General features: G+C 70.8%; 20 protein-coding genes. 10 read left to right on the top strand and 10 right to left on the bottom strand.

The features are described 5' to 3' along the window. Positions 1–9 precede the first annotated feature (9 nt). The gene (locus tag OV090_RS13225) at positions 10–876 is read right to left on the bottom strand and encodes an SDR family oxidoreductase (RefSeq protein ID WP_267703969.1); all 867 of its coding nucleotides are present in this window, start codon (positions 874–876) and stop codon (positions 10–12) included. A 198-nt stretch (positions 877–1,074) separates the two neighbouring features. Between OV090_RS13225 and OV090_RS13220 the strand changes: the two genes are divergently transcribed. Beyond that, on the top strand, positions 1,075–1,383 hold the full coding sequence (locus OV090_RS13220) for an SCP2 sterol-binding domain-containing protein (RefSeq protein ID WP_267703968.1): 309 nt from the start codon (positions 1,075–1,077) through the stop codon (positions 1,381–1,383). A 26-nt stretch (positions 1,384–1,409) separates the two neighbouring features. Here the strand turns inward: OV090_RS13220 and OV090_RS13215 are convergent, their stop codons facing one another. From OV090_RS13215 to OV090_RS13205, 3 genes are all read right to left on the bottom strand, one after another. Further along, positions 1,410–3,473, bottom strand: a complete 2,064-nt coding sequence (locus tag OV090_RS13215) for an ADP-ribosylation factor-like protein (protein WP_267703967.1) — start codon at positions 3,471–3,473, stop codon at positions 1,410–1,412. Positions 3,474–3,489: 16 nt separating this feature from the next. Continuing rightward, entirely contained in the window at positions 3,490–4,662 is a 1,173-nt protein-coding gene (locus OV090_RS13210; RefSeq protein WP_267703966.1) for a response regulator, read from the bottom strand. A gap of 89 nt (positions 4,663–4,751) precedes the next feature. After that, positions 4,752–5,084, bottom strand: coding sequence for a hypothetical protein (locus OV090_RS13205; RefSeq protein WP_267703965.1), 333 nt, complete (start codon positions 5,082–5,084; stop codon positions 4,752–4,754). Positions 5,085–5,479: 395 nt separating this feature from the next. On the opposite strand from OV090_RS13205, the gene OV090_RS13200 reads away from it, so the two are divergent. After that, positions 5,480–7,018, top strand: a complete 1,539-nt coding sequence (locus OV090_RS13200) for a YifB family Mg chelatase-like AAA ATPase (protein WP_267703964.1) — start codon at positions 5,480–5,482, stop codon at positions 7,016–7,018. 71 nt (positions 7,019–7,089) lie between these two features. On the opposite strand, the gene OV090_RS13195 is transcribed toward OV090_RS13200, so the two are convergent. After that, positions 7,090–7,602 (bottom strand): hypothetical protein, encoded by a 513-nt coding sequence (locus OV090_RS13195; protein WP_267703963.1) that lies wholly within the window; start codon positions 7,600–7,602, stop codon positions 7,090–7,092. Positions 7,603–7,837: 235 nt separating this feature from the next. Between OV090_RS13195 and OV090_RS13190 the strand changes: the two genes are divergently transcribed. Beyond that, positions 7,838–9,106 (top strand): tyrosine/phenylalanine carboxypeptidase domain-containing protein, encoded by a 1,269-nt coding sequence (locus OV090_RS13190; protein ID WP_267703962.1) that lies wholly within the window; start codon positions 7,838–7,840, stop codon positions 9,104–9,106. 119 nt (positions 9,107–9,225) lie between these two features. On the opposite strand, the gene OV090_RS13185 is transcribed toward OV090_RS13190, so the two are convergent. Next, positions 9,226–10,044 (bottom strand): hypothetical protein, encoded by an 819-nt coding sequence (locus tag OV090_RS13185; RefSeq protein ID WP_267703961.1) that lies wholly within the window; start codon positions 10,042–10,044, stop codon positions 9,226–9,228. Positions 10,045–10,134: 90 nt separating this feature from the next. Continuing rightward, on the bottom strand, positions 10,135–10,710 hold the full coding sequence (locus OV090_RS13180) for a hypothetical protein (RefSeq protein ID WP_267703960.1): 576 nt from the start codon (positions 10,708–10,710) through the stop codon (positions 10,135–10,137). Between the two features lie 127 nt (positions 10,711–10,837). Between OV090_RS13180 and OV090_RS13175 the strand changes: the two genes are divergently transcribed. The 3 genes from OV090_RS13175 (at position 10,838) to OV090_RS13165 (ending at position 15,656) form a co-directional block, all read left to right on the top strand. Then, positions 10,838–12,673 (top strand): site-specific DNA-methyltransferase, encoded by a 1,836-nt coding sequence (locus OV090_RS13175; RefSeq protein WP_267703959.1) that lies wholly within the window; start codon positions 10,838–10,840, stop codon positions 12,671–12,673. Positions 12,674–13,211: 538 nt separating this feature from the next. Then, positions 13,212–13,613, top strand: a complete 402-nt coding sequence (locus OV090_RS13170) for a TerB family tellurite resistance protein (protein WP_267703958.1) — start codon at positions 13,212–13,214, stop codon at positions 13,611–13,613. Between the two features lie 396 nt (positions 13,614–14,009). Further along, positions 14,010–15,656: a hypothetical protein gene (locus OV090_RS13165; RefSeq protein ID WP_267703957.1), complete on the top strand. Its 1,647-nt coding sequence runs from the start codon at positions 14,010–14,012 to the stop codon at positions 15,654–15,656. 117 nt (positions 15,657–15,773) lie between these two features. Here the strand turns inward: OV090_RS13165 and OV090_RS13160 are convergent, their stop codons facing one another. Continuing rightward, entirely contained in the window at positions 15,774–16,730 is a 957-nt protein-coding gene (locus tag OV090_RS13160) for an oxidoreductase (protein WP_267703956.1), read from the bottom strand. A gap of 74 nt (positions 16,731–16,804) precedes the next feature. Between OV090_RS13160 and OV090_RS13155 the strand changes: the two genes are divergently transcribed. Beyond that, a complete protein-coding gene (locus OV090_RS13155; protein ID WP_267703955.1) occupies positions 16,805–17,707 on the top strand; it encodes a LysR family transcriptional regulator in 903 nt (300 codons plus the stop codon). A gap of 181 nt (positions 17,708–17,888) precedes the next feature. Here the strand turns inward: OV090_RS13155 and OV090_RS13150 are convergent, their stop codons facing one another. After that, positions 17,889–18,935, bottom strand: a complete 1,047-nt coding sequence (locus OV090_RS13150; RefSeq protein ID WP_267703954.1) for a peptidoglycan DD-metalloendopeptidase family protein — start codon at positions 18,933–18,935, stop codon at positions 17,889–17,891. A gap of 463 nt (positions 18,936–19,398) precedes the next feature. Beyond that, complete coding sequence (locus tag OV090_RS13145) at positions 19,399–20,295, bottom strand: LysR family transcriptional regulator (protein ID WP_346660390.1); 897 nt, start codon at positions 20,293–20,295, stop codon at positions 19,399–19,401. A 144-nt stretch (positions 20,296–20,439) separates the two neighbouring features. Here OV090_RS13145 and OV090_RS13140 point away from each other — a divergent pair, with 144 nt between their 5' ends. The 3 genes from OV090_RS13140 to OV090_RS13130 all read left to right on the top strand — a co-directional run bounded on the left by OV090_RS13140 (position 20,440) and on the right by OV090_RS13130 (position 22,154). Further along, entirely contained in the window at positions 20,440–21,102 is a 663-nt protein-coding gene (locus OV090_RS13140) for a hydrolase (RefSeq protein ID WP_267703953.1), read from the top strand. 339 nt (positions 21,103–21,441) lie between these two features. Further along, entirely contained in the window at positions 21,442–21,597 is a 156-nt protein-coding gene (locus OV090_RS13135; protein WP_267703952.1) for a hypothetical protein, read from the top strand. Positions 21,598–21,620: 23 nt separating this feature from the next. Beyond that, positions 21,621–22,154: a hypothetical protein gene (locus tag OV090_RS13130; RefSeq protein ID WP_267703951.1), complete on the top strand. Its 534-nt coding sequence runs from the start codon at positions 21,621–21,623 to the stop codon at positions 22,152–22,154. The last annotated feature ends 273 nt before the right edge of the window (positions 22,155–22,427 follow it).

Here is a 22,427-nt window from a genome sequence, read left to right as displayed (position 1 = left end):
GGCTGGCCTTTAGCGCAGGTTGTCGGGGAGCTCGGCGCGGTGGAAGCCCTCGTACGGCTTGGAGCGGTCGTGCTCGCTCGCGGGCCACACTGCGCTGGAATTGGGGGCGGCGCCGTCGACCCGCAGCGTCGACCCGCTGATGAACGCGGCGGCCTCGCTGAGCAGGAAGACGATCGCGGCGCTGACCTCGGCCTCGGTGCCGAGGCGGTGCAGCGGGACGGCGGCCTTGAGCCGCGGCAGCAGGCCCTTCAGCATGTCGGGGTCGTAGTTGTCCATGCCGGACGAGGCGATCCACCCCGGCGCGACGGCGTTGACGCGCACGCCCGAGGGCGCCCACTCGACCGCGGCGGTCTGGGTGAAGTTGACCATGCCGGCGCGCGCGGCCCCGGAGTGGCCCATGCCCGGCATCGACCGCCACATGTCGGCGACGATGTTGACGATCGCGCCGCCGTGCTCGGCCATCGACTGGGCGTAGACCTCGCGGGCGAACAAGAAGCCGCCGACGAGGTTGGTACGCACCACGGTCTCGAAGCCCTTCTGCGAGATCGCGGCCAGCGGGGCCGGGAACTGCCCGCCGGCGTTGTTGACGAGCCCGTCGACGCGCCCGCGCGCGGCCACGATCGCGGCGACGGTGGCCTTGACCTGCGCCTCCTCGCGGATGTCGCACGCGTGCAGCGAGCAGTCGCCACCGTCGGCGACGATCTCGGCGGCGGTGGCCTCGAGCTTGGCGAGCTTGCGGCCGACGAGCACCGGGTGGGCGCCGAGCGCGGCCAGCTCGTGCGCGGTGCAGCGACCGATCCCGCTGCCGCCGCCGGTGACGACGATCGTTTGCCCGGCGAACAGCCCCGGACGAAAGACGGAACGGTACCCGCTCATGGCGCCGCATCGTACACAGCCGCGGGACCAGGGGAAGCGGGAAATCGCCGCCGGGCGCGGGGAGGGTCCCGGGAACGACGTATGCGCTGACGTGGGGGTAGGGCGGATCGAACCCGCGTCGGCGAGTAGATTTTCGCGGCGCGGGTCGGAGACGCCGCGGGCGTCGAAGGCGCCGGTAGATTGTGGTAGGCAGGCGTCATGAGCGACATCAGCCTGGAAAAGTTCACCGAAGAGATCCGCGCGAAGGTCGGCGCCGACTCGGGCCTCAAGGCGACGATCAAGTTCGTGTTCTCCGACGCGCAAGTGCTCTACATCGACGGCGAGAGCACCCCCAATACGGTCGACAACACCGACCGCCCGGCCAAGTGCACGGTCAAGGTCTCGCTCGAAGACTTCGCCAAGCTGGCGTCGAAGAAGCTCGACCCGACGACCGCGTTCATGACCGGCAAGATCAAGATCGAGGGCGACATGGGCGTGGCCATGCGCCTCGGCAAGCTGTTCAACTAGCGAGCAGGTCGGCGCAGGGGCGCGGCTCAGGGGCAGCGCCCCAGCGCCGCCCGCACGCGCTCCGCGGCGGTGCCCGTGGCGGCCTCGAGCGCCTGCTCGAGGCCCAGCGCGGCGACGTCCTCGCGCGTCAAGGCGAGCGGCAGGGCCTGCTCGAGCGCACCCGACCAGGCGTCGCGCTCGTCGGCCCCGAGGCCCGGGGCCAGCAGCGCCCGGGTCAGCGCCGGCGCAGGATCGGGCTCGCGCAGGCGGTCACCGATGTAGACCCACCGCCCGTCCTGCTCGGCGAACGCGTGCGGGTCGAGCTCGAGGCCGAGGTCCTCGCGGGCGAGCAGGCGCAGCGCGGCGGCGTAGGCAGACGCGAGCCGCTGCAGGTGCCGCGGGCGCTCGGCCCCGGCCGCGTCGCGTAGCTCGGCGCCCAGCGACTGCAGGTCGGGCACGATGTGCCACAGCGCGGCGTCGTCGTCGCCCACCGCCAGGGCGACCGCGATCCCGGCCGGCAGCAGCGGGCCGAGCCGCGCGGTCCGGCGGACGTGCTCGAGGAGCGCCTCGCGCCCGCGCTCGCGCTCGGCGAACCGCCACTCGGCGCGGGTATGCAGGCGGTAACCACCTGACTTGAAGGACATGGTACTTTGAGCATGCCCTTCGGGACCTGTCGCGAGAGTCAGAGGATGGCCGGCGATCTGCTCGAGCACGCCGCGTCCGCCGGGGACCGGCCATACGTGCCCGGGCGGCAGAGCGGGCCCAGGGCGCAACGGGAGGGCGACAGGCGGGGCTGCGAGGTCCGGCGAGGCAGTTTCGGAAGAAACCTGTGCGGACGCGGCTTCGAGTGACTCGCGCGTGGGGCTCGCCACGCCGTCGCTGGAAGGAATGATGGGCGGCTGGGACGCCTCGTCGCGGTCACGCGGCTCCGGCCGGTCGCCCGCTGCGGCGGCTGCGAGCGGAAGGACGGCGAGCGGGCTTCCGGGCCCGGTGCTGTGATTCGGCGCGGCGATGGCTGGCGCGGGCAGATCGGGCTCCGCCGCGGGCCCTGGCGCGAAGTCCGGCGCGGCTGGAGTCTCGAGCCGGGTCCCGCGAGCGACCGTGGGCGGGGGCGGGAGAGGGACGCCCGCTGGCACCGCGCCGCTCGTGATCGCGGCGACCTCGGGCGGATCGTTGGCCGGGCGCGGTTCGATGAACATCGCCGACACCGGGACTGCGCCGCCGCGCGGGCGCTCGGCATGTGGCCTTTCGGACATGTCCGAAAGGCTGGTCTTCAGCGGCGCCCGGGCCCGCGCGGTCGCCTCGCCGTGGGCGCCGGCGGCCAGCTGGGTGGCCAACTTCTGCGAGCGGATGTAGACCACCCGGCCCTCGTCGACGAGGGCAGCGGGCAGGGCGCCCCGGGCCTCGTCCTCCGGGCTGCGGCGCTCGCCGACGCTGCGGCCGGCGCCGACCGCCTCGATGTCCTGCAGGGCCGCGCGCAGCTCGTCGGCGGTGCCGGCCCTGCCGAGGATCGCGTCCACGCCCTCTCGCGCCATGCGTCGCTTCATCTGCCGCACGGCCGCCCGGATCGCACCGATCACCGTCTCGCGCACGCCGATGCCGGCCGAGGCCTGGGCGCTGACGACGGGCGTGTCGTAGCCGACGCCGAGCGCCGCGCCGAGCTTCTGCGGCGACATGGCGTTCGCCAGGTCCTGCTTGTTGGCCTGCACGACCAGCGGCACGGGGCGCGTGCTCGTGGCGAGGTGCTCGCGCAGGCTGTCGAGCATCTCGCGCGCGGCGTCCGGGCCCGCGGCAGCGCAGTCGCACACGAGGACGACGACGTCGGCGGTATGCAGAATGTGCGCCCGGCGCGGCTCGAGGCTCTTGTGACCGGGGACGGTGACGACCTGCACCTGTAATTGGTGGCCGTCGATCATGCCGCCGTCGAAGCTGAACCAGTCGAAGTAGATCGTGCGCCCGCTGGCCGCCGGATAGACCTGCAGCTCGTTGCCGGGCTTGTTGCCGAAGATGCGCGCGAGCTGCTCGACGTTGGTGGTCTTGCCCGCGCGCCCCGGCCCGTCGTAGACGACGCGTATGACGATACGCGCGCGGTCTCGTTCGTAGACTGCCATGACCGGTCCTTTCTCGTCACTTCGCCGGACGCTCGAGCGCGCCGAGCTGCGCGCGCAGCTGCGCCCACCCGAGGCCGACGCTGATCGTGCGGTCGGTGACGAGGATGAGCGCGCGGCGGCGATCGCCGAGCAGCTTGCCGAATAGATAATGATCGCTGGCGGTCAGCTGGACCTCGTGCAGGCGGCCGACCGCCAGCCGGCCGGCGCCGCCGAACAGCTCGCGCGCCGCCGCAGTCAGAGCCGACTCCGACGTGGGCCCGGCGGCGCCGCGGCGGTGGTGACCGAGCAAGCCGCCGCCGTCGACCGCCACGACTGCGCACGCGAGCGCGCCCTCGACCGCCTCGGCCATTCGCCGGCACGCGTCGTCGAGCGCGTCGTCGCGGGCGCCGGCTGGCTCGCGCGCCGCCCACGACGGCTCGTCGTCGAGCGCGTGCGCCGGCGCGGCGATCTCGTCGGTCTCGCCGAAGTCGCCCAGGTCGAACAGCGCCGGCGTCTCGGTCGGTCCCCGGCCGTCGTGCAGCTCCTCGTCGAGGCGGCTCAGGCTGGCCAGCAGCAGGTGATCGAAGGGCGCGTCGATCGTCGGCGCCGCGTCGTCCTCGAGGCCGGTGGTGTGCAGCGCCCCCGAAGAGGCGGCCAGGATCGCCCGCAGCGCCGCGCAGCCGACCAGGTCGCCGTGCGAGGCGCCGACGATCTCGCCGCGGCGGAGGTGGATCTTGCTGGCCGGTCGCCCGGTCGCAGTGACGACGATCGTGACCGAGCGCTGCGCCAGGTGGAACATCTGCGCCACGTCGATCAGCGACAGGCCGTGGACGCTGCCGACGAACCCGGTCTCGCAGTCGATCGCCTTGTGGATCGATCGCAGCAGCTCGGCCGGGGTGAACGGCTTGATGAGGACGTCGATCGCGCCGAGCTCGGTCGCGACCTGGTGGTCGCGGGCCGACGCGTGCGCGCTCATGAGAATGGAGCGAGACCGCCGGGACACGCTCGGCAGCAGCTTGAGCAGGTCGAGCCCGTCGGGGCCGCCCAGCCGCAGATCGGTGAGCACCACGTCGGCCGGGCGGCGGGCCAGCGCCGCGAGGGCTGAATGCACCGAGGGCGCCGAAGCGACCTGAAAGCCGCGACCTTCGAGCTCGCGCGTGAGCTCGCCGCGAAAATGTGAATCGTCCTCGACGATGAGCAGCGAAGCCAAGGGTAGTTCTCCCGGTGCGGAGCGCCGACACACGCGAATCGTAGGAGGGCGCCCCGGTCAGGGTGGAGGCGGCCGCAGCAGGTGAGGCGCTAGAGCGCCGTCGCGTGCTCGATCTCCGCCAGGGTTCGTCGGGCCATCGCCAGGTTCGTCTTGTTGCGATCGCAGGCGACGTAATAGAAGACCGCAGGCGCCCGGCGCAGCGGTCGGATGATGTGGTATTGCTTGCCCAGAGTGATGAGAATGTCCTCCAGCTCGTCGGCGAGGCGGAGGGCGTTCATGGCCTTGAGCTTGGCCTGGACCACGTTGGTGTTGGCCGCCGCGGCCACCTCGATGTCGAAGGCCGGCCCGCCGCCGGCGGTGGCGAGGGTCATGCCGCTCTCGCTGTCGACGAGCGCCGCCGCGATCGCCCCGTCGATCTCCATCGCTTTTTTGATCTGATTCCCCGTATTCCCCATAACCAGCTCCCCCAAGTCGTGATTGCATCTTCGCAAACAATCCGAGCTCCGGCAAGAGCAAGTATTGCGGCGCGAGATTGTGATGTATAGCGATTCGGTGAACGCACGCCAATGCAGCGACGAATCGGCGGAACGACGAATCGGCGCCGGTGAACGCGATGCGACCGGCGTTCGTCGGGCGCAGGCGACTGGCGAGGGGCGGCGACCTCGGGTGAGCGTCGGCGCAGGTGCGGCGCTGGGGTGGGACACGTCCGGCGGGCCGGACGGTGTCCAGCGGGCGGGACAGCGACGGCGCGTGCGCGCGGGCAAGTCGTTGATTTGCTTCGCGGCGGCCGAGCACGGCGATTGTAGGGAGTGGCCGCGTGCTGACTCGCTCCTACTCCGCCAGCGTCCTCGGCGTCGAAGGTTTTGTCGTCACCGTCGAGGCCGACGTGGGCCTCGGTCTGCCGGGCCTCACTCTGGTGGGGCGGGCGAGCGGGGCGCTGATGGAGGCGCGCGAGCGGGTCCGCAGCGCGCTCGGCCACTGCGGGCACAAGCTCCACCCGCGCAAGCAGGTCGTCAACCTCGCGCCTGCGGATGAACGAAAGGACAGCCCGGGCATCGACCTCGCGGTGGCCTGCGCCCTGCTGGCGAGCCACGAGGTCGTGCCGGCGGAGCGGCTGCAGGGCCTGATGCTGTGGGGCGAGCTGTCGCTCGACGGCTCGCTGCGCCCGGCCGCCGGCACTCTGGTGATCGCCGACTGCGCCCGGCGCATGGGCTTCACCACTCTGGCGGTCGCCGAGGCCAGCGCCGACGAGGCTGCGGTGCTCGGCGGGCTGGCGGTGCTGCCGGTCCGCGACCTGCCGCAGCTCGTGGCCCACCTCCGCGGCGATCGCGAGATCGGCGCGCACGCGGCCAACGATCCGCCGCCCAGGCCGCTGCGCGAGCTCCACGACCTCGAGGACGTGCGCGGGCTGGTGCTCGCCCGCCGCGCGATCGAGGTGATGGCCGCCGGCGGTCACAACGTGCTGCTCCACGGGCCGCCGGGCGTCGGCAAGACGATGCTCGCGCGGCGAGCCATCGGCCTCTACCCGCCGCTCGACGACGAGGCCGCGCTCGAGGTGACGAAGATCTTCGGCGTCGCCGGGCTGCGCGCGGTCGACGGGCTGGTCCGCGAGGTGCCGCTGCGAGCCCCGCACCACACCGTCAGCGTCGCCGGTCTGCTCGGCGGCGGGCCGTTCCTCCGCCCGGGCGAGGTCAGCCTGGCGCACCGCGGGGTGCTGTTCCTCGACGAGCTGCCCGAGTTCTCGCGCGGCTGCCTCGAGGCGCTGCGCGAGCCGCTCGAAGAGGGCGTGGTCCGGATCGTGCGCGCGCGCGGGAGCGTGGGCTTCCCGGCCCGGTTCCAGCTGCTGGCGGCGATGAACCCGTGCCCGTGCGGCTTCCTCGGCCACCCCGATCGCACCTGCGTCGACAACCCGGCGGCGGTGCTGCGCTACCAGCAGCGCGTGTCGGGGCCGCTGCTCGACCGCATCGACGTCTCGGTGTCCGTCACGCCGGCGCGGCCCGACGAGCTGCGCTCGGCCGACCCACCTGAGTCGAGCGCGCTGGTGCGGACGCGCGTGACGAGGGCCCGCGCCCGCCAGCTGGTGCGGCTGCGCGGGACGCCGTGGCGCACCAACGCCGAGGTGCCGGCGGCGGCCGGGTCGATCGAACGCCTGTGCGCGCTGACGCCGGCGGCGGAGCGCCTGCTCGCCGCGACCGCCGAGCACCGCGGCTGGAGCCCGCGGGCCCAGCACCGCCTGCGCCGGGTCGCCCGCACGATCGCCGACCTCGCCGACGACGATCGCTGCCCGGTCGCCCCCGCGGCCGAGGTCGACGTGGCCCAGGCGCTCCACCTGCGCGCGCTGCCGGAGGTCGGATGAGGTGTCCGCGGGGACATGTGCATTCGGCCATGTCGCACGCGACATGGCCGAACGAGCAGCTCACGAAGCTGTCAGGCGCTGCCCATGGCGAGGACCTTGCGGCCCTCCTCGAACAGGATGGCGCACTTCTTGGCCTCGAGCACCTCGAGCACCACGCCCTTGCCGAACTTCGGGTGCGACACCGGATCGCCGGCGGCGAAGGTCTCGCGCATCGAGTAGGCCTTGATCGGCGTGCCGCCCTGGTGCGCCAGGTCCTCCATGCGCCGCAGCCACTCGCGCGCGCCGGCGCCGGCCGGGGGGCTGAGCGCCGAGGGCTTGGCCGCCGCGGGCTTGGCCGCCTTGGGCGGCTTGGGCGGCGGCGGGTTGCGAGCGACGGCGCTGCGGTTCACCACCGCCGGCTGGCTCGGCGCTTCTGTCCGCGAGGGCAGCTTGGGCGCGTGGTACATGTGCTGCCCGCCGCAGCTCTTGCACTCGACCCGCTTCGGCCCCTCGTTGCCCGGCTTGAGCGCGACGACGACGTGAATCGTGTCGAGGCGGCACTTGGTGCAATAAGCGTCGATGTCTCCGCCGACTTTGAAAACCATGGATTGATCGAGCAGCAGAGTAATGCAGGCCCGCGCCGACGGCCACGGCCTCGGCGTGAGCTGAGGAGCGCTCGGCGAGGACACGTGTCCGCGGCCGGGTGGCGCCTGCTCCGCGAGACACGGTCGACGCCGCTCCTGCTCGCGGAACGCCGCACGCGACCGGTGCGGTATCGGCGCGAGCCGCGGCCTTGGGAAGCGAGCCCGTGCGTGCGATCTTCAAGGACCGAGGACGCTCGTGGACACCGCGCTCGAACAATTCGCAGACCTCGACGGCCGCCTGGTCGACGCCGCCAAGGACATCAAGGTGCTCAGCCAGCTGGCCTGGCCGCCGCAGGTCGGGGCCGAGTTCCTGGCCCGCTGGCACGCCGGCGATCCCCGGCTGCCCGCGGTCGAGCCGCCACGCGTGCGCTTCGACTCCAACATCCGCGCGCTGGCCTCGATCATGCGCGAGTGCGACCGAGACCACCCCGTCGGCCGCTACCTGTACCGCACCGCCCGCAGCTACAAGCTCGCGGCGGCGATGATCGAGGAGGCCGGCACGCCCGAGTTCACGGTCCGCTCGATCGAGCTTTACGGCGGTCCGCGCGACCCCGTCGGCCCCGGGCAGGTCAGCAACCTCTCGGCGGCCGAGCAATTCCTGGCGCTGACCGACGACTTCCGCGCCGAGGGTTACATCCCCGAGCAGGACTTCTTCGTCACGCCCGAGCAGGCGGCCGACGCGCTGCGCTCGCGCATCACCCCGGTGTTCGGCGACCTGCCGATCGCGGTCGTCGTCGACCCGGACATGGCGGCCAAGGCGGCCGCCGGTCCGACCCGCGTGCGCCTGCGCGGCGCGACCTGCTTCAGCCCCTACGACGTGGCCCAGCTCGTCGAGCACGAGGTGTTCGTCCACTCGCTCACCGCTCTCAACGGGCGCGAGCAGCCGCACGTGCGTTCGCTCGGGCTCGGCGCGCCGCGGACCACGGCGACCCAGGAGGGCCTGGCGACCTTCGCCGAGATGATCACCAACGCGATCGACCTGGCCCGCCTCCGTCGCCTGGCCCTGCGCGTCAAGGCAGTCGACCTCGCGCTGTCCGGCGCCGACTTCATCGACCTGTTCCGCTTCTTCCACGACGCGGGCCAGGACCCGGGCGAGAGCTATCACTCGGCGGCGCGGGTGTTCCGTGGCGGCGACGTCGCGGGCAAGGTCGTGTTCACCAAGGACATCGTCTACCTGCGCGGCCTCCTCGGCGTGCACACGTTCTTCCTCAAGGCGATCCAGAGCGGCCGGCCCGAGCTGCTGCACCACCTGTTCTCCGGCCGCATGGCGCTCGGCGACGCCATCGAGCTCGACCCGTTCTTCCGCGCCGGAGCGCTGGCCCCGCCGCGGTTCGAGCCGTCGTGGGTCAAGAGCCGCGCCACCCTGGCGGCCTTCCTCATCTACTCGGTGCTCAGCACCTCGCTCCGCCTCACCGGCGTCGAGCTCACCGACTTCGCCGCCGACGCCACCGACATGGCCACCTGAGGCCGGCCGTTCGGCACGTGGCGATCGGGACATGCCCGATCGGTCAGGTGGCCGGACGGACCCGGCCGGGAGGCGACTCACGGCGCATGGCGATCGGGACATGCCCGATCGGGCAGGCGTCAGCCCGGCATCAGCGACGACTTGAAGCCGAGCGTGACCCGCAGCCGCTGCCCGGGGGTGTCGACCGTGTTGCCCATGGTCGTGTGCGTGTCGAGGTTGTTGTCGATCGCGTTGGGCTCGGAGCCCATGATGTAGTTGTCGCCGAGCCCGACGAAGCTGGCGAGGTAGCTGCCGAACTCGAATTCGTTGTTGTCGAAGTTGAGGGAGATCTCGGCCAGATTGAGCCCGCCGCCCGCCGGCAGCTTGGCTTCGAACGAGCCGGCGATCGTCAGGTAACTGCCCAGCGGATCGAACACGCCGTCCACGTCGGAGTAGTACACGTCGTAGAACTCGACGCTGGTGCCCTCGATGTCGCGGTTGGCGTTGGTCAGCGGGTCGGCCAGCAGGGTGTTGAGCTCGGGCCCGTCGACCGAGAAGGTGAACTCCATCACCCCGCTGGTCGACTCGTAGAAGGTGATCGACACCAGGCCGGGGATGTCCTTCACCGGGATCGGCATCTCCGCCGGCAGGTCGAGCTTGGGCCCGACTGTGGTGGTCGACGGGTCGACCGGCTCGGTGGTCGAGGTGTCGATCGCGGTGGTGCCGGTGACCGCGGTGATGGTGCCGGGCTCCTCGGTCGTGCTGCTGCTCGACGTGGTGGTGGTGCCGGTGCTCGGGTCGCCGGTGCTCGTCGGGGCGACGTCGCCGCTGCTGCTCGAGGTCGAGGCCGGCGCGGTGGTGCCGGTGGGCGCGGTCGCGGTGTCGGTGGCGTCGGCGCGACCATCCGGGCCGCAGGCGGTGAGGACAGCGAGGACGAGACCGAGGCGATGCACGTGCATGACCCCGTGTTTCACGCCGCGGCCTGGCGTGTCAAACCCGGTCGCGCCGGTGCGCAGGCCCGCGCGCATCGGCGCAGCCACGCGCGAGCTTCAGCGACCGAGAGTTCGCACGTCGCCGCGACGGCTGACGTGCCGCCGGCCGCGGGCCTCGCTGACGACGAAGCCGCGGCCGTCGTCCGCGAGCGCGACGGCGACCGGCAACCAGAAGCGCGCCTGCTCGCAGTCGCCGTCGACGTCGCCGGGCGTCCCGGGGCAGCCGGCCAGCAGCGCGAGTCGATGGCTGCGCAGGTCGTAGCTCCACACCACGTGGTTGCGCGTGTCGGCGATGACCAGCCACTCGCCGTCGCACGCGAGCCCGCTCGGGGTGAACTCCTGGACATGTGCGATCGTGCAGATGTCCGCGAGCGTGAGCGCCGTGTTGACCACGCCGGCGCGGGTGTCGATGCTGCGCACCGCTCCGTTGCCGGTGTCGGCGACGAACAGCAGCGAGGCGCCGCCCTCGGTCAGCGCCCGCGGGCCGTGAAACCGGGCCTTGCGCCGCGGGCCGTCGATCCGCCCCGGCGCGCCGCGAGAGCCGGCGTAGACCGGGTCGGCTTCGGTCGCGCGGGTGCCGATGAAGTGCTCGGCGGCGTCGCAGTAGAAACGAGGCGCGGCGGCGGTCGACATGGCCCGTCCGCCAGTGTGCGCGATCCCGCCAGAGCCGCCAAGAGGCGGCGCGATTTCGCACCAGAGCGCCCAATGAGCCGCCAGAGTCGGTTCTGGGCCCCGTGGAGGTCGGGTACGATGGCCGGCGATGCCCAGGCGGACGACCGCGAGCGAGGGGCGAGTGGAGCTGACCTGGCCCGGCAAGGTCCCGCTGCTCGCCGCCGTTCCGCCGGGTCCGCTGATGCTGCGCGAGCGCGTCGGCGAGGCGAGCGGCTGGCACGACCGACTGATCTGGGGCGACAACTCGCTGGCCCTGGCGGCGCTGCGCGAGGAGCTCGGGGCCGCAGTCGACCTGGTCTACATCGACCCGCCGTTCGACGTCGGCGCGTCGCACTACTTAAGGAAGGGCGAGGTCGAGGTCCTGGCTTACCGCGACACGTGGGGCGGCCCCGGCTACCTGTCGATGCTGTACCCGCGCCTGGTGCTGCTGCGCGCGCTGATGAAGCCGACGGCGACGATCGTGGTTCACGTCGGCATCCAGGTGTGCCACCACGTGCGCGTGGTGATGGACGAGGTGTTCGGCGCCGACAACTTCGTCAACCAGGTCGCGTGGAAGCGCTACTCGGCCCACAACGACGCCGGCCAGGGTGCGCGCCGGCTCGGGGCGGTGCACGACGTGCTGCTGATCTACGGCATGGGCCCCGAGCGCACGTGGACGACGCTGCGCGCGCCGTACGACAAGGACTACGTGGCGAAGTGGTACCGCCACGTCGAGCCCGGGACCGGCCGCCGCTTCATGTCGAGCCCGCTCACGGCCCCCGGCGGCGCGGCCAAGGGCAACCCGAGCTACGAGTTCCTCGGCGTGCGCCGGTTCTGGCGCTACGGCCAGGCGACGATGGCGGAGCTGCACCGCAGCGGCCGCGTGTACCAGAGCCGACCGGGCGCGGTGCCGCGGCAGAAGCATTACCTCGACGAGCAGGAGGGGGTGCCGCTGCAGGACGTGTGGACCGACATCCGCGCGCTGCAGGGGACGCACACCGAGCGGGTCGGCTACGACACGCAGAAGCCGGAGGCGCTGCTCGAGCGGATCGTCCACATGTGTTCGCGCCCGGGCGACCTGATCCTCGACGCGTTCGCCGGCTCCGGCACGACCGCCGCGGTGGCCGCTCGCTGTGGCCGGCGCTGGGTGGTGATCGATCGCTCGCAGCCGGCCTTCACGGTCATCCGCCGGCGCCTGCGGGCGATGACGCAGCGCGGCGAGGCCGGCCCGTTCGCGGTGTTCGACGCGCTGCCTGCCGCCCGCCGCGCGCTGGTCGAGCGCCTCGGCGAGGCCGAGCTGCGCGGCCGCTTGCTGGCGCTGCACGGAGCGACAGCCTGGTCCGAGGGACAGGTCACGGCGCAGGTTGCAGTCGAAGGCTCGGGCAACGCAGCCGGAGAAACGACATGGCCCGAGGGACAGATCCACGGACGACGCGGCGAGGCGGCAGTGGTGGTGGCGGCCAGCGAGCAGCGACCGACCGCCGGCGACATCGCGAGGTGGCAGGCCGCGGCGCGAGGGGCTGGGGCCGCGGCGCTCGAGGTGATCGCGTGGGCGTTCGAGCCCTCGGCGCACGACGTGGACGCGCCCGAGGTGACTCTCTGGGAGGTGCCGCGCGCGTTCGTCGAGGGCGAGTCGATCGGGCCCATCCGAGCCTCGCGGCTCTCGCTCGCCGTCGAAGTGACGGCCGCGGGCCGGGCGATCCGGCTCGCCGATTACGCCGGACCGGACAGCGCCGGCTGCTGGACCTCGCCGGGCGTCGACGCGATCGTCGAGTGGGCGATCGACGAGCGCGGCGAAGATGGCGTGTTCACGCCGCGGTGGTCGACGCAGCGCGGACGTGACGGCGCGATGGAGCTGTCTTCGCCGGCGATCGCGGGCGAGGGCAGGGTCGTGGTCGAGGCGGTCGACGTGGCTGGGCGGATCAGTACGCGGGCGATCGGTTGAGCCGGTGCAGCGAAAAACGGGGTGTCGAGTGCTGGGTGGGAGCCGTTCCGCGAGGCCGCGTTTGAAGCACTGGGCCCGCAGTTCGCAGGGCGAGTCCGTGTGGGGACGATTGTTCGACGTGCACGGTCAGGCCGCGGGCCCGCCGAGTTGCCGTGCTCGGAGGTTCGGCGAGCATCGGCGTGCTCTGAGGAAGTTGCATGTGTCGTGACCGATGATTCGTCATTCACTTGAATGACCCAAAAGACAGGTCCGAGCGAACGGGCGCAGGTCGGCGCGCCCGTGGCCGCTGCGCGGGTCGTCGGCGAGTGCTCGCACCGGCGCGCGCCATCGAGCGGACGACGCAGCGGCGGTCGTGATTTTGCGGCCGGTCTCCACGGTGCGTGCGCTCGCTGCAGGGCCCCGCACGGTCGCAGCGGCGAGCGCCACGGGCGAGGTCTGGCGGAGACGGGTGCGTGGAGCGGCGCATCGTCGTGCGGACGCTGCGCCTTTGCGATACCCTCGCCCCGCCGCGGGCCCGGGCCCGGGCGCAGAGGACGCGATGAAGCAGCACATCGAACAGATCACACAGCTCCTGCTCGGCGCCGCGTATGCCGACAAGCGCCTCGCGGGCGCCGAGATCACGCGGATCCGCTCGCTCCTGTCGACATTGCTCGGCGGGGCCGAGGTGCCGGACACGCTGCTCCGGCAGATCAACACGTTCAGCCCGGCCGCCTTCAACGTGCAGCAGGTCGCCACCGGACTCGACGGCCTGAGCCAGGAAGAAAAGCGCAAGCTGCTCGAGCTGGTCGCCAGCGTGAATGAAGCGGACGAGGAGCTCGACCTCGCGGAGGACATCTATCTGCGCACCGTCGCCGCCGCGCTCGGCCTGCCGCAGGAGGAGTTCTCCGACCTCACGCTCGAGATCCTCGGCGGCGACGAGCTGCACGGCCTGCTGGTCTGATCGGCCGGGCTCCGGAGCCGCAGCCCCGCGGCGATAGGCGAGGGGACGCAGACCCAGGGGCCGCGCTGCAACATCCCGCGAGCCCGGCGAAGGGGTCGTCGTTCGGGTCGACGTCGACGAGCGCCGCCCGCGGTGGCCTCGTCGGCGCTCGTGCAAAGTCATCGCCTCGAGGTGCCGACCACCCGCAGCGGTTTCGCGGGCGACGATCAAGCGCGGTTGGTCCTCCCAACCGGATTTGCCAATGGAGCTTGGGGTCCACGCCTCCGATCCCCGCTCAACAGCCCTGCAAGGCTCCGGCGAGGTTGGCAAGGCATGTGCATCGGCGTCGACCAGATGCCCGCGACTTCAACAAGGATGTCGACGCATACGCCGGCCCTCATCGACAATCGCCGGAGCATGGCACGCCGATCGACATTCACGGTTATCACCGCCGTCGCGCTGCTCTCGCTCGCGGCCTGCGGCGACGACACTGCGACGAGCGGCACCGCGTCGGAGGCGTCGACAGGAGCATCGGGCGGCATGAGCTTCTCCGCCACCAGCGCCGAGCCCACTGGCGATCCCGAGCCCGAGGTGACGCGCGTCGTCTACCGCCGCTTCGGCGAGCGATCGACCACGATCGCGCTCCGCGGGGTCGAGATCGTCGACGGCGCTCCTCAGCCGCCCTTCGACATCCTGGTCGCGCCCCCCGACAGTGGGCTGCAAATCTACAGCTCGCTCGAGCTGCCGCGCTGGCTCCCGGTCACCACCCACGGTGCCGATCCGTCGCGCTTCTGGATCGTCGACACCACGACGCTGTCGGCGCACGAGAGCGCCGTCCCGCCCGGCAGCGCCTTCGACTGGCCGCGCCTCGACGACCGCGGTTCGGGCGTCATCCTCCCCGCCGCCGAGGGCGCCGAGCAAGCCCCCTTCATGGTCTGTGCGATCGACGAGGGCGGTTCATGTCCGCTGCTCGAGCTCGACCCGCTGCTGCCCGCGGGCGTCGTGCTGGACGATGTCCGCGAGCTGTCGGCCAGCCGCGGATGGGTCGTCTACACGACGCGGCCCGAGCTCGGTGACGGCGTCGACGTCCACCTCGCCGGCCTCGACAGCCTCGACGCCCCGCTCACGCTCGCCAGCTTCCCGACCGCGACGAGCCTCCGCACCGCGCGCTCTCTCGACGATGGCACGCTCTACATCGAGGTCGGCGCCGGCACTCAATCGCTCAAGCACGTCGCCATCGACCTCACCAGCGATCCGCCCGGGCCGCCAGTCGCCCTGCACCCGCCGCTCCTCGGCGGCGAGCACGAGGCGCTGTGGGCCCCCGACATGTCCGCGTTGCTGCTTTTCTCCGGTGCGAACGGCTTCGGCGACCTCCACCTCGTCGAGGTCGACGGCGCGGCCGCCGGACCGATGCAGCCCATCCATGCGAGCGCGCCCGGCCACGCTTTCCACTCTCCATCCGAGATCGCGTGCTTCGCTGCCGACGGCGCTCGCTTCACGTACTACTCCGATCACGAGAGCCCCGGCGTCGCGCAGATCTACCTCGTCGATCGCGCGGCGCCAGGGGGGCCTCCGAAGCGCCTCAACGGCCCGCTCGAACCCGGCGAGTTCGTGTTCGACTCGAAGTTCCTCCACGACTCCGAGCGCCTCGTCTACTTCACGAACGAGCGGATCGTCAGCGCGACGATCGATGGACCGTCGGTCACCCATACCCTCAATCCTCCAGAGGTGGACTCGCTCATCAGCTCGGTGCACCAGAGCGCCGACGGCTCGCAAATCGTCTTCAGCAACATCCCCGTCGTCAATCACACGGAGCTGTTCCACGTCCACCTCGCCACTCCCGAGCCTGCTGCCATCGCCCTCGCGGACTTCTTGCCGGCCGGCCGTCCGCTGTGGCAAGGCTTCTCGCCCAGTGGTCGGCAGTTCTTCGTCAGCCTCGGCGTTGACTCGTTTACCGGTCCCATGAGCGTGGCGATGATCCCGCTCGACCCGCTCGCCGAGGCGGTCGTGCTCTCCGAGCCCGGCGAGCGCGGCTACTTCCTCCACATCGTGCCACCGACGTGACTCTCTGCGGCCTGTAGAAGCTCGCGGAGCGGGCGTAGGACCCGAGCGAGGTGGACGCAGGTCGCCGGGCGGCGAGACAAGCGGAATAGCTAGACCGGGGATGCACAAGTCGGCTAATTAAAAGCGGACGCCGGTGAGTTGCTCGGACACGCGCCATAGGCGTTCGGCGGCGGCCCGGTCTTCCGCTTGCGGCGGCACCTTCGCCGGAGCCGGAGAGCCCCGCATTTCGTTCATCTTGTCCGGGCCGTAGTAAGCGCCGGCCCTCGCCTCGGGCGAGGTCGCGGCGAACAGCGTCGGGAGCGCGCCCTGCGACGCAGGCTGGAACATGAACCACAGGAGCGTCCGCGAGATGCCGGCGGCACTCCAACGCCCGGGAGCGTTGTGCAGGAGATCGGTGCGCGAAATGCCGGGGTGCGCGGCGATGCTGGCGACGCTCCACCGATTCGCCTCGCTGCGCCGCTGCAGCTCGAAGGCGAACATCAGGCAGGCGAGCTTCGACTGGCCATAGGCTCGCATCGGCGTGTAGCTCCGCGCCGCGTGCAGATCGTCGAAGTCGATCGCGGCGTCCCGCGCGGCGACGCTCGACAGCGTGACGACGCGTGGACTCGTCCCGTTTCGCAGCAGCGGCATGAGTCGGGCCGTCAGGGCGAAGTGGCCGAGATAGTTGGTACCGAACTGCAGCTCGAAGCCATCCGAGGTCTCCTGCCGCTTCGGCGGCGTCATCACTGCGGCGTTGTTGATCAGGAGATCGAGCTTGTCTGTCTGGCTCCGCAACCGCGCGGCGAACTTCGACACGGATTCGAGGCTGGCGAGATCGACCTGCTCGAACCGGACAGTCGCCGAAGGCACCTCGGCGAGGACTTTGGCGACAGCGTCCGCCCCTTTTTGAGGATTGCGGCCCGCGATGATGACCTCGCCACCGGCGCGCGCCAGCGCCAGAGCGTCCTCGAGTCCGAGCCCTCCGGTGCCGGTGACGACGGCCAGACGGCCCTTCTGAGGCGGAATGTCGGAGGTCTTCCAGTTCGCCGTGACGCTCCACCGGTGACGAGGATTGTTCTGGGCCTCGAGTTTCATGGCGGTAGAGTAAGGAGCACGCGAGCCGCGAAAAAGGGCGCGCGCTCCGACACACTGTCTGTTACTTTCAGACAATGAGCTTCGACCTCGACTCTCTCAAGGTGTTCGTCCGGGTCGCCGAGCTGCAGAGCTTCACGCAGGCCGCTCACCAGCTCGGCATGCCGAAGGCGCGGGCGTCGGCGCACGTGCAACGGCTGGAAGGCGAGCTCGGAGCGCAGCTCCTCCGCCGTTCGACGCGCGTCGTTCGCCTCACGCCGGAGGGTGAGTCACTGCTGAAGCGTGCCCACGGCTTTCTCGCGGAGGCCGAGGAGATCGGGGCGCTCTTTCAAGCGGGTCGCGGGTTGCGTGGGAGGGTGCGCGTCGAGCTGCCCGTCCTCATCGCGCGCGAGTTCGTCATTCCCCGGCTGCCCGAGCTGCTCGCGCGCCATCCGCAGCTGCAGCTGGAGATCTGCGCGAGCGACCGGATCGTGGCGGCGCTGCGCGAGGGGTTCGACCTCGTGCTGCGCGTGGGACCGGTCAACGAGCCGGAGCTCGTCGGGCGCCGCCTCGGCGAGGCGCCGATGATGAACTGCGCGAGCCCTTCGTACCTGCGCCAGCGCGGGACTCCGCGCACTCTGGACGATCTGCGCGACCACCTCGTCGTCCATTACGCCACCGATTCGGCCCCGGTCTTCGAGTACTTCGACGGCACGACGTACAACGAGCTGCCGATGCGCAGCGCGGTGACCGTCGACAACTTCGACGCGTACGAGGCGGCGTGCATCGCTGGCCTGGGCATCGTGCAGGTGCCGCGTCCCGGGCACGAACGGCACGCGAACAAGCTCGTCGAGATCCTGCCGGAGTTCACCGCGCGACCGGTGCCCATCACGCTGCTGCACACGCACGGGCGCTCCGCACCGCGTCGCGTGCGAGCCGTGATGACCTGGCTGACGGAGCTGCTCTCGCCCCTCGTCAGCGAACTCGTGATTTCTGGATGACGGCCTCGAGCAGCGGTCCAGCCCAGCCGGTTGACGTGATTCACTTCGACGCCCGCGGCGATCAAGTCCGCATCGCCGCCCGAGGTCGTGCGCGAGGGGCCTCGACCCGTTCCAGCGGATGCGGCCAGGTCGTCGAGGTGGTCGAGCGTCGACCGGCCTCGCGGGTCGTGGCCCGATCTTGTCAGGGACAGTTCTGCGAGGTGACGACTTCTCCGCCGTCGGGGACACCGTCGGGGGCGACGTCGGCGAACTGGACGGCGATCGACTGGCAGAACGCCAGACCGCAGCCCTCCTGGCGAGCGACGTGGGCGTGGGGGCCGGTCGACCAGCCGGTCGAGCCGGTGAGCCCGACGATGGCGCCGCGTGGGACGTATTGACCGACCGTCACCGAGACCTGGCTCAGGTGAGCATAATTCGATTGGGTGCCGTCAGGGTGCTTCAAAGTGACGTAATTGGCCGAGTTGATGCACTCCATGCCGCCGCCGTCGTAGCAGGGGTCGCCCGGCATCGTCCCCCCGTAGGCGTGCGACACCGTGCCCTCCTCGATCGCCACCAGCGGCGTGCCCAGCGCGAGACCGAAGTCGAAGGCGTAGGCGGACGTGCCCTGATGGCTGAAGGGGCCGAAGTTGCCCTGCGTGACCGTGGCTGTGGTGCCGCACTCGAGCGGCAAGAAGAACCCGGCCTCCGAGGGCTCGTCGGTCGTGCACTCGACCCACGCGCCGAATACATAGCCCTCGGGCCAATTGCCGGCGACCTGATACCAGGTGTCGACGCCGTCGATCGCCTCACCCTGCACGATTGCCAACACGTCGACGATGGCCCCGCCGGCCAGCGACCCCACCGGTGCCATCGCGGTCGACGGCTGCGGCCGCACATTCAAGACCTGGCCCGGCGGCACGAGCACGCGCACGCGCGGGCACGAGGGGTCCGGGATCACGCCGGTGGTGGTCGTAGAGGTGCCGGGTTCGGTGGTGGTCGTCAGATCGGACGGATCGGTACCGGTCGAGTCGAGACCGCTCGTGCTGCTCGCGTCGGTCGTCCAGCCAGAGGTCGACGCGGTCGTCGGCTCGGGCGCGTCGGTGGTGCCGGCCGGCTCGGTGGTGCCCGAGCTGCTATCGCCCGTAGGTCCCGCGCTGAGGGTGGACCACGCCGTGGTGTCGCCCCCGAGGTCCGGCGAATAACAGGCGGGAGCGAGGAGGACGAGCAGCAAGGGTGGACGAAGGCGCATGAAGCCCGGACCTACCGGATCTTGCGCACGCGTTCAACCCCTGCAGGTGCCGGCTCGTCGGAGATGACCTTTGAGACATGTCTGTCGCGGCGAGGGCTAGGACACGAGCGTGGCCCAGCGGCTCATGTCGGTCCCGCACCCTCCTCCCCGAAAAACCCCGTGGACAGCAGAAGCGCGGGCGTTTGACGGTTGCCGGGTTTTCGCGGGAGGCGGTCGGCGGGTCAGAACTTGTTCCACTCAACACGGTCGAGGTGTGCGGTAAGATCCGCACGGTGTTCGCGTGCGGCAGCAGCAGCGCGTGGGAGGTCTGGACGCACACGATCCTCTTTGAAAGCCGGGGCTCAAAGGCGTTGCTGTCGCTTCGACCGAGTGCTTTCGGGGCGTGGACACCAAGCAACGTCGCTGGGTCTCGGCTTTCGCCGGGACGACGGGGAAGCGACGTCCGCTCTCGCTGCCGGTGCGTTCAACCCGGCGCCGTGCCCGAGACGTGCGGCGCGTTTCCGAAGCGTTCGATCAGGAGCTCGGTCAGCACCCGGACCTTGCGCGCAGGATGCTGCGCCGGCGGACGCACGACGAAGATGCCGAACTCGGGCGGCGGATAACGCGTCAGCACCGGGACGAGCGCGCCGGATGCCAGATGCTCGGCGATCAGCCTATCCGGCAGCATGGCAATACCGAGCCCCGCGACCACCGCGGCTGCAATAGCGACGCCGTTGTCGGCCTTGACCCTGCCCTGGGGTTTGATCGCTATCGTCTCCTCACCGTCCCTGAAGTACCACGACTCCGTGCCTTGCAGGATGGCCTCGTGGTCGAGGAGGTCCTCCAGCGTCTCGGGCACCCCGTTCGCCGCGATGTAGTCCGGGCTCGCGACCAGCGTGGCGTAGATCGGTCCGACGCGTTGCGCGAGCAGCGTCGAAGGCGGCAGCCGACCGACCCGGATCGCGCAGTCGTACCCCTCGTCGATCAGGTGGACGAACCGATCGCTGTAACACGCATGGATGTGCAGGGCCGGGTGTTGTCGCGCCAGCTCGGCAAGCACCGGTGCGAAATGCGTCGGGCCGAACGAGAGCGGCGCGGCGATCCGCAGGCGGCCGCGCAGTTCGCCGTTGGGCAGGACGGTCTCGCGCGCGATGTCGATCTCGGCGACCACCTTCGCGGCGTAGTCGCGAAATGTCGCGCCCGCCTCTGTCAGCGACGCGCCTCGCGTAGTCCGCGCCAGCAACTGCACGCCGAGGTCTGCCTCGAGCCGGATGAGCCGCCGGCTGACGATGGCCTTGGCCACGCCGAGCCTGCGTGCCGCCGACGTGATGCCTCCGGCGTCGGCGACTTCCACGAAGGTCTGCAACTCCTCGATATCCATCTGGCGTTCCCCGATCTGCGACACCAAGTAGGTCGAAACGAGGCTAGCGTGTCAAAAGACGGGCTGTCAATGTGCTTCGAGGCAACGCTGATGTCATTGCCTGCCACCCGGCCACAGCCCCTTCCAACGACACCAGAGGATCACATGAGCTTTCGCAACGGCCTCGACTCGCTTCTTCGTCCCGAAGATTCCGTCCTCGTCCTGATCGACCACCAGCCCTTCCAGCTCGCGAATCTCAACAGCCACGTCCCGCAAGTCGTGGTCAACAACGTGGCGGCACTGACGAAAACCGCCAAGGCCTTTCGCGTCCCGACCATCATCACCAGCGTCATCGCCGATCGGGGCGGGCTCATCTTTCCGCAGATCACCGATGTCTTCCCCGACGAGAAAGTGATCGATCGCACCACGCTCAACACCTGGGAAGACAAGAAAGTCGTCGACATCGTGAAGGCGACGGGCCGCAAGCAGTTGGTCATCGCCGGCCTCTACACCGAGATCTGCGTCGCGATGCCTGTGATCCACGCCCTCGGCGACAGTTGGGACGTGACGGTGATCACCGATGCTTGCGGCGGTGTTTCGCTCGAGGCGCATGAGGTCGCCATCCAGCGCATGATCGCCGCCGGCGCCAACGTGATGACGTGGCTGGCGCTTGCATCCGAATGGCTGCGCGACCATGCGCGAACCGAACACACCGCCGAGTTCGTGGAGGTGCTCAAGGAGCATGCGGCGGGTAGCGGTATTGCGTTCCTGTGGGAGCAGCAGCTGCTTAACACGCCGGTGGAGACGCTGCAAAGCTCCGGCTTCTGATCCGGTGACAAGGGTGCCGTCGCCGCATTGCCGAACGGCGACGCGGCGGCGGCGGCGCTGTCGCAAGGCTGTCCTGCGCGGCCCGTCATGGCCGCTTGTCACGCCCGCCATCTCGACGCCACTCACGCCATGGTCGACCCGAGCGAGCGCCGATTCTCGCCGAGCTCGCGGCCGAGGTCCGGGCCTTGCCCGAGCACCGCCTGCTGTCTCGGAGGACATGTCGGCCGGGGAGCCACCTCCATCGTCCACGAGCCGGCGGTGCGGACGACGCGGAGGCGCGACCTGTCCCGAGGGGCACGTCGTTGACAGCCGGGGCGCGGCCGGCGACCCTCGCCGGCGATGTACACCGAGGGCACCAAGGGCTTGCGCGCGGTCGAGCTGTGGCACGCCTGGGGCGAGATCCTGGCTCGCGGCGGCGACCCGGGGGTCCTCCTCTCCACCATCTCGCTGCGGTCACCGCGAACAGGCCGGTCGCGCGCCTGCGGCTGGGGCTGAGCCACTCGGGCCCGGGCACGCAGGTGGTGCTCGAGCTGCGGATCGACTTCAAGGGGACGACGAAGGCCGAGCTCGAGCTGGACAGGGTGGTCTACGACGAGAGGTCGAGCCTGTCCGGCGACCGGTCCGACGCGTGGTGCAGGGCCGTCTTCGGCGGCAAGTTCGTCGAGTTCAGGGTGGTCCACGAAAACGTGCCGCGGCTGATGGAGGCGGTATACGCCTGCTCGGAATTCATGCCGCAGCTGCCGGCGCTGGCCGAGGTGGCGGACATCCGCTGGCTGCAATTCGGGGTCGACGCGGCTCTCGGCGCGGCGCAGCGGGTCCACTTCGAGCTGCACCAGGGCAAGGACGAGCGCACGGCGTTCGACGGCATGGATTTTTCGCTGTGCCGCGCCGACCGCACCCCGTACACCGACGCGGAGGAGCACGCTTGGCTCGCGCGCCGCGGCCCCGACGCCGGCCTGCCGCGCGGCGTCGCCTGGCGCCGTGACGACGTGGTGCTCACCGCGACCTGTGCCAGCTTCGGCGAGCATGCGCCCAAGATCTTCTCGTACTGACAGCACGTGCGGTGCCAGTCGAGCCGGCAGCCACTACTGTCGCCAGATCACCAACGGCGGCAGCGGCTCGCTGAAAAATCCGGCTAAGTGGCCTGGGGGGGATACACGCCCCTCGCGCGAGGCCCTCAGCTACTTTCGGCCTTCATGGCGTTCCGTCAGGGCTGCGCGGGCATGATCCGCCTCGACGCGGTGCAATTATCACTCTTTCGCTCGACCTCGCCCTGCCACCAAACGCGCGGCGATGCGCCATGTCGTTGCCAGCTGGTCGGCGGC

Origin of the sequence: Nannocystis sp. RBIL2 (assembly GCF_026626745.1) — a bacterium.
Taxonomy (GTDB): domain Bacteria; phylum Myxococcota_A; class Polyangia; order Nannocystales; family Nannocystaceae; genus Nannocystis.
This window is presented reverse-complemented; position numbering and strand designations above follow the sequence as displayed.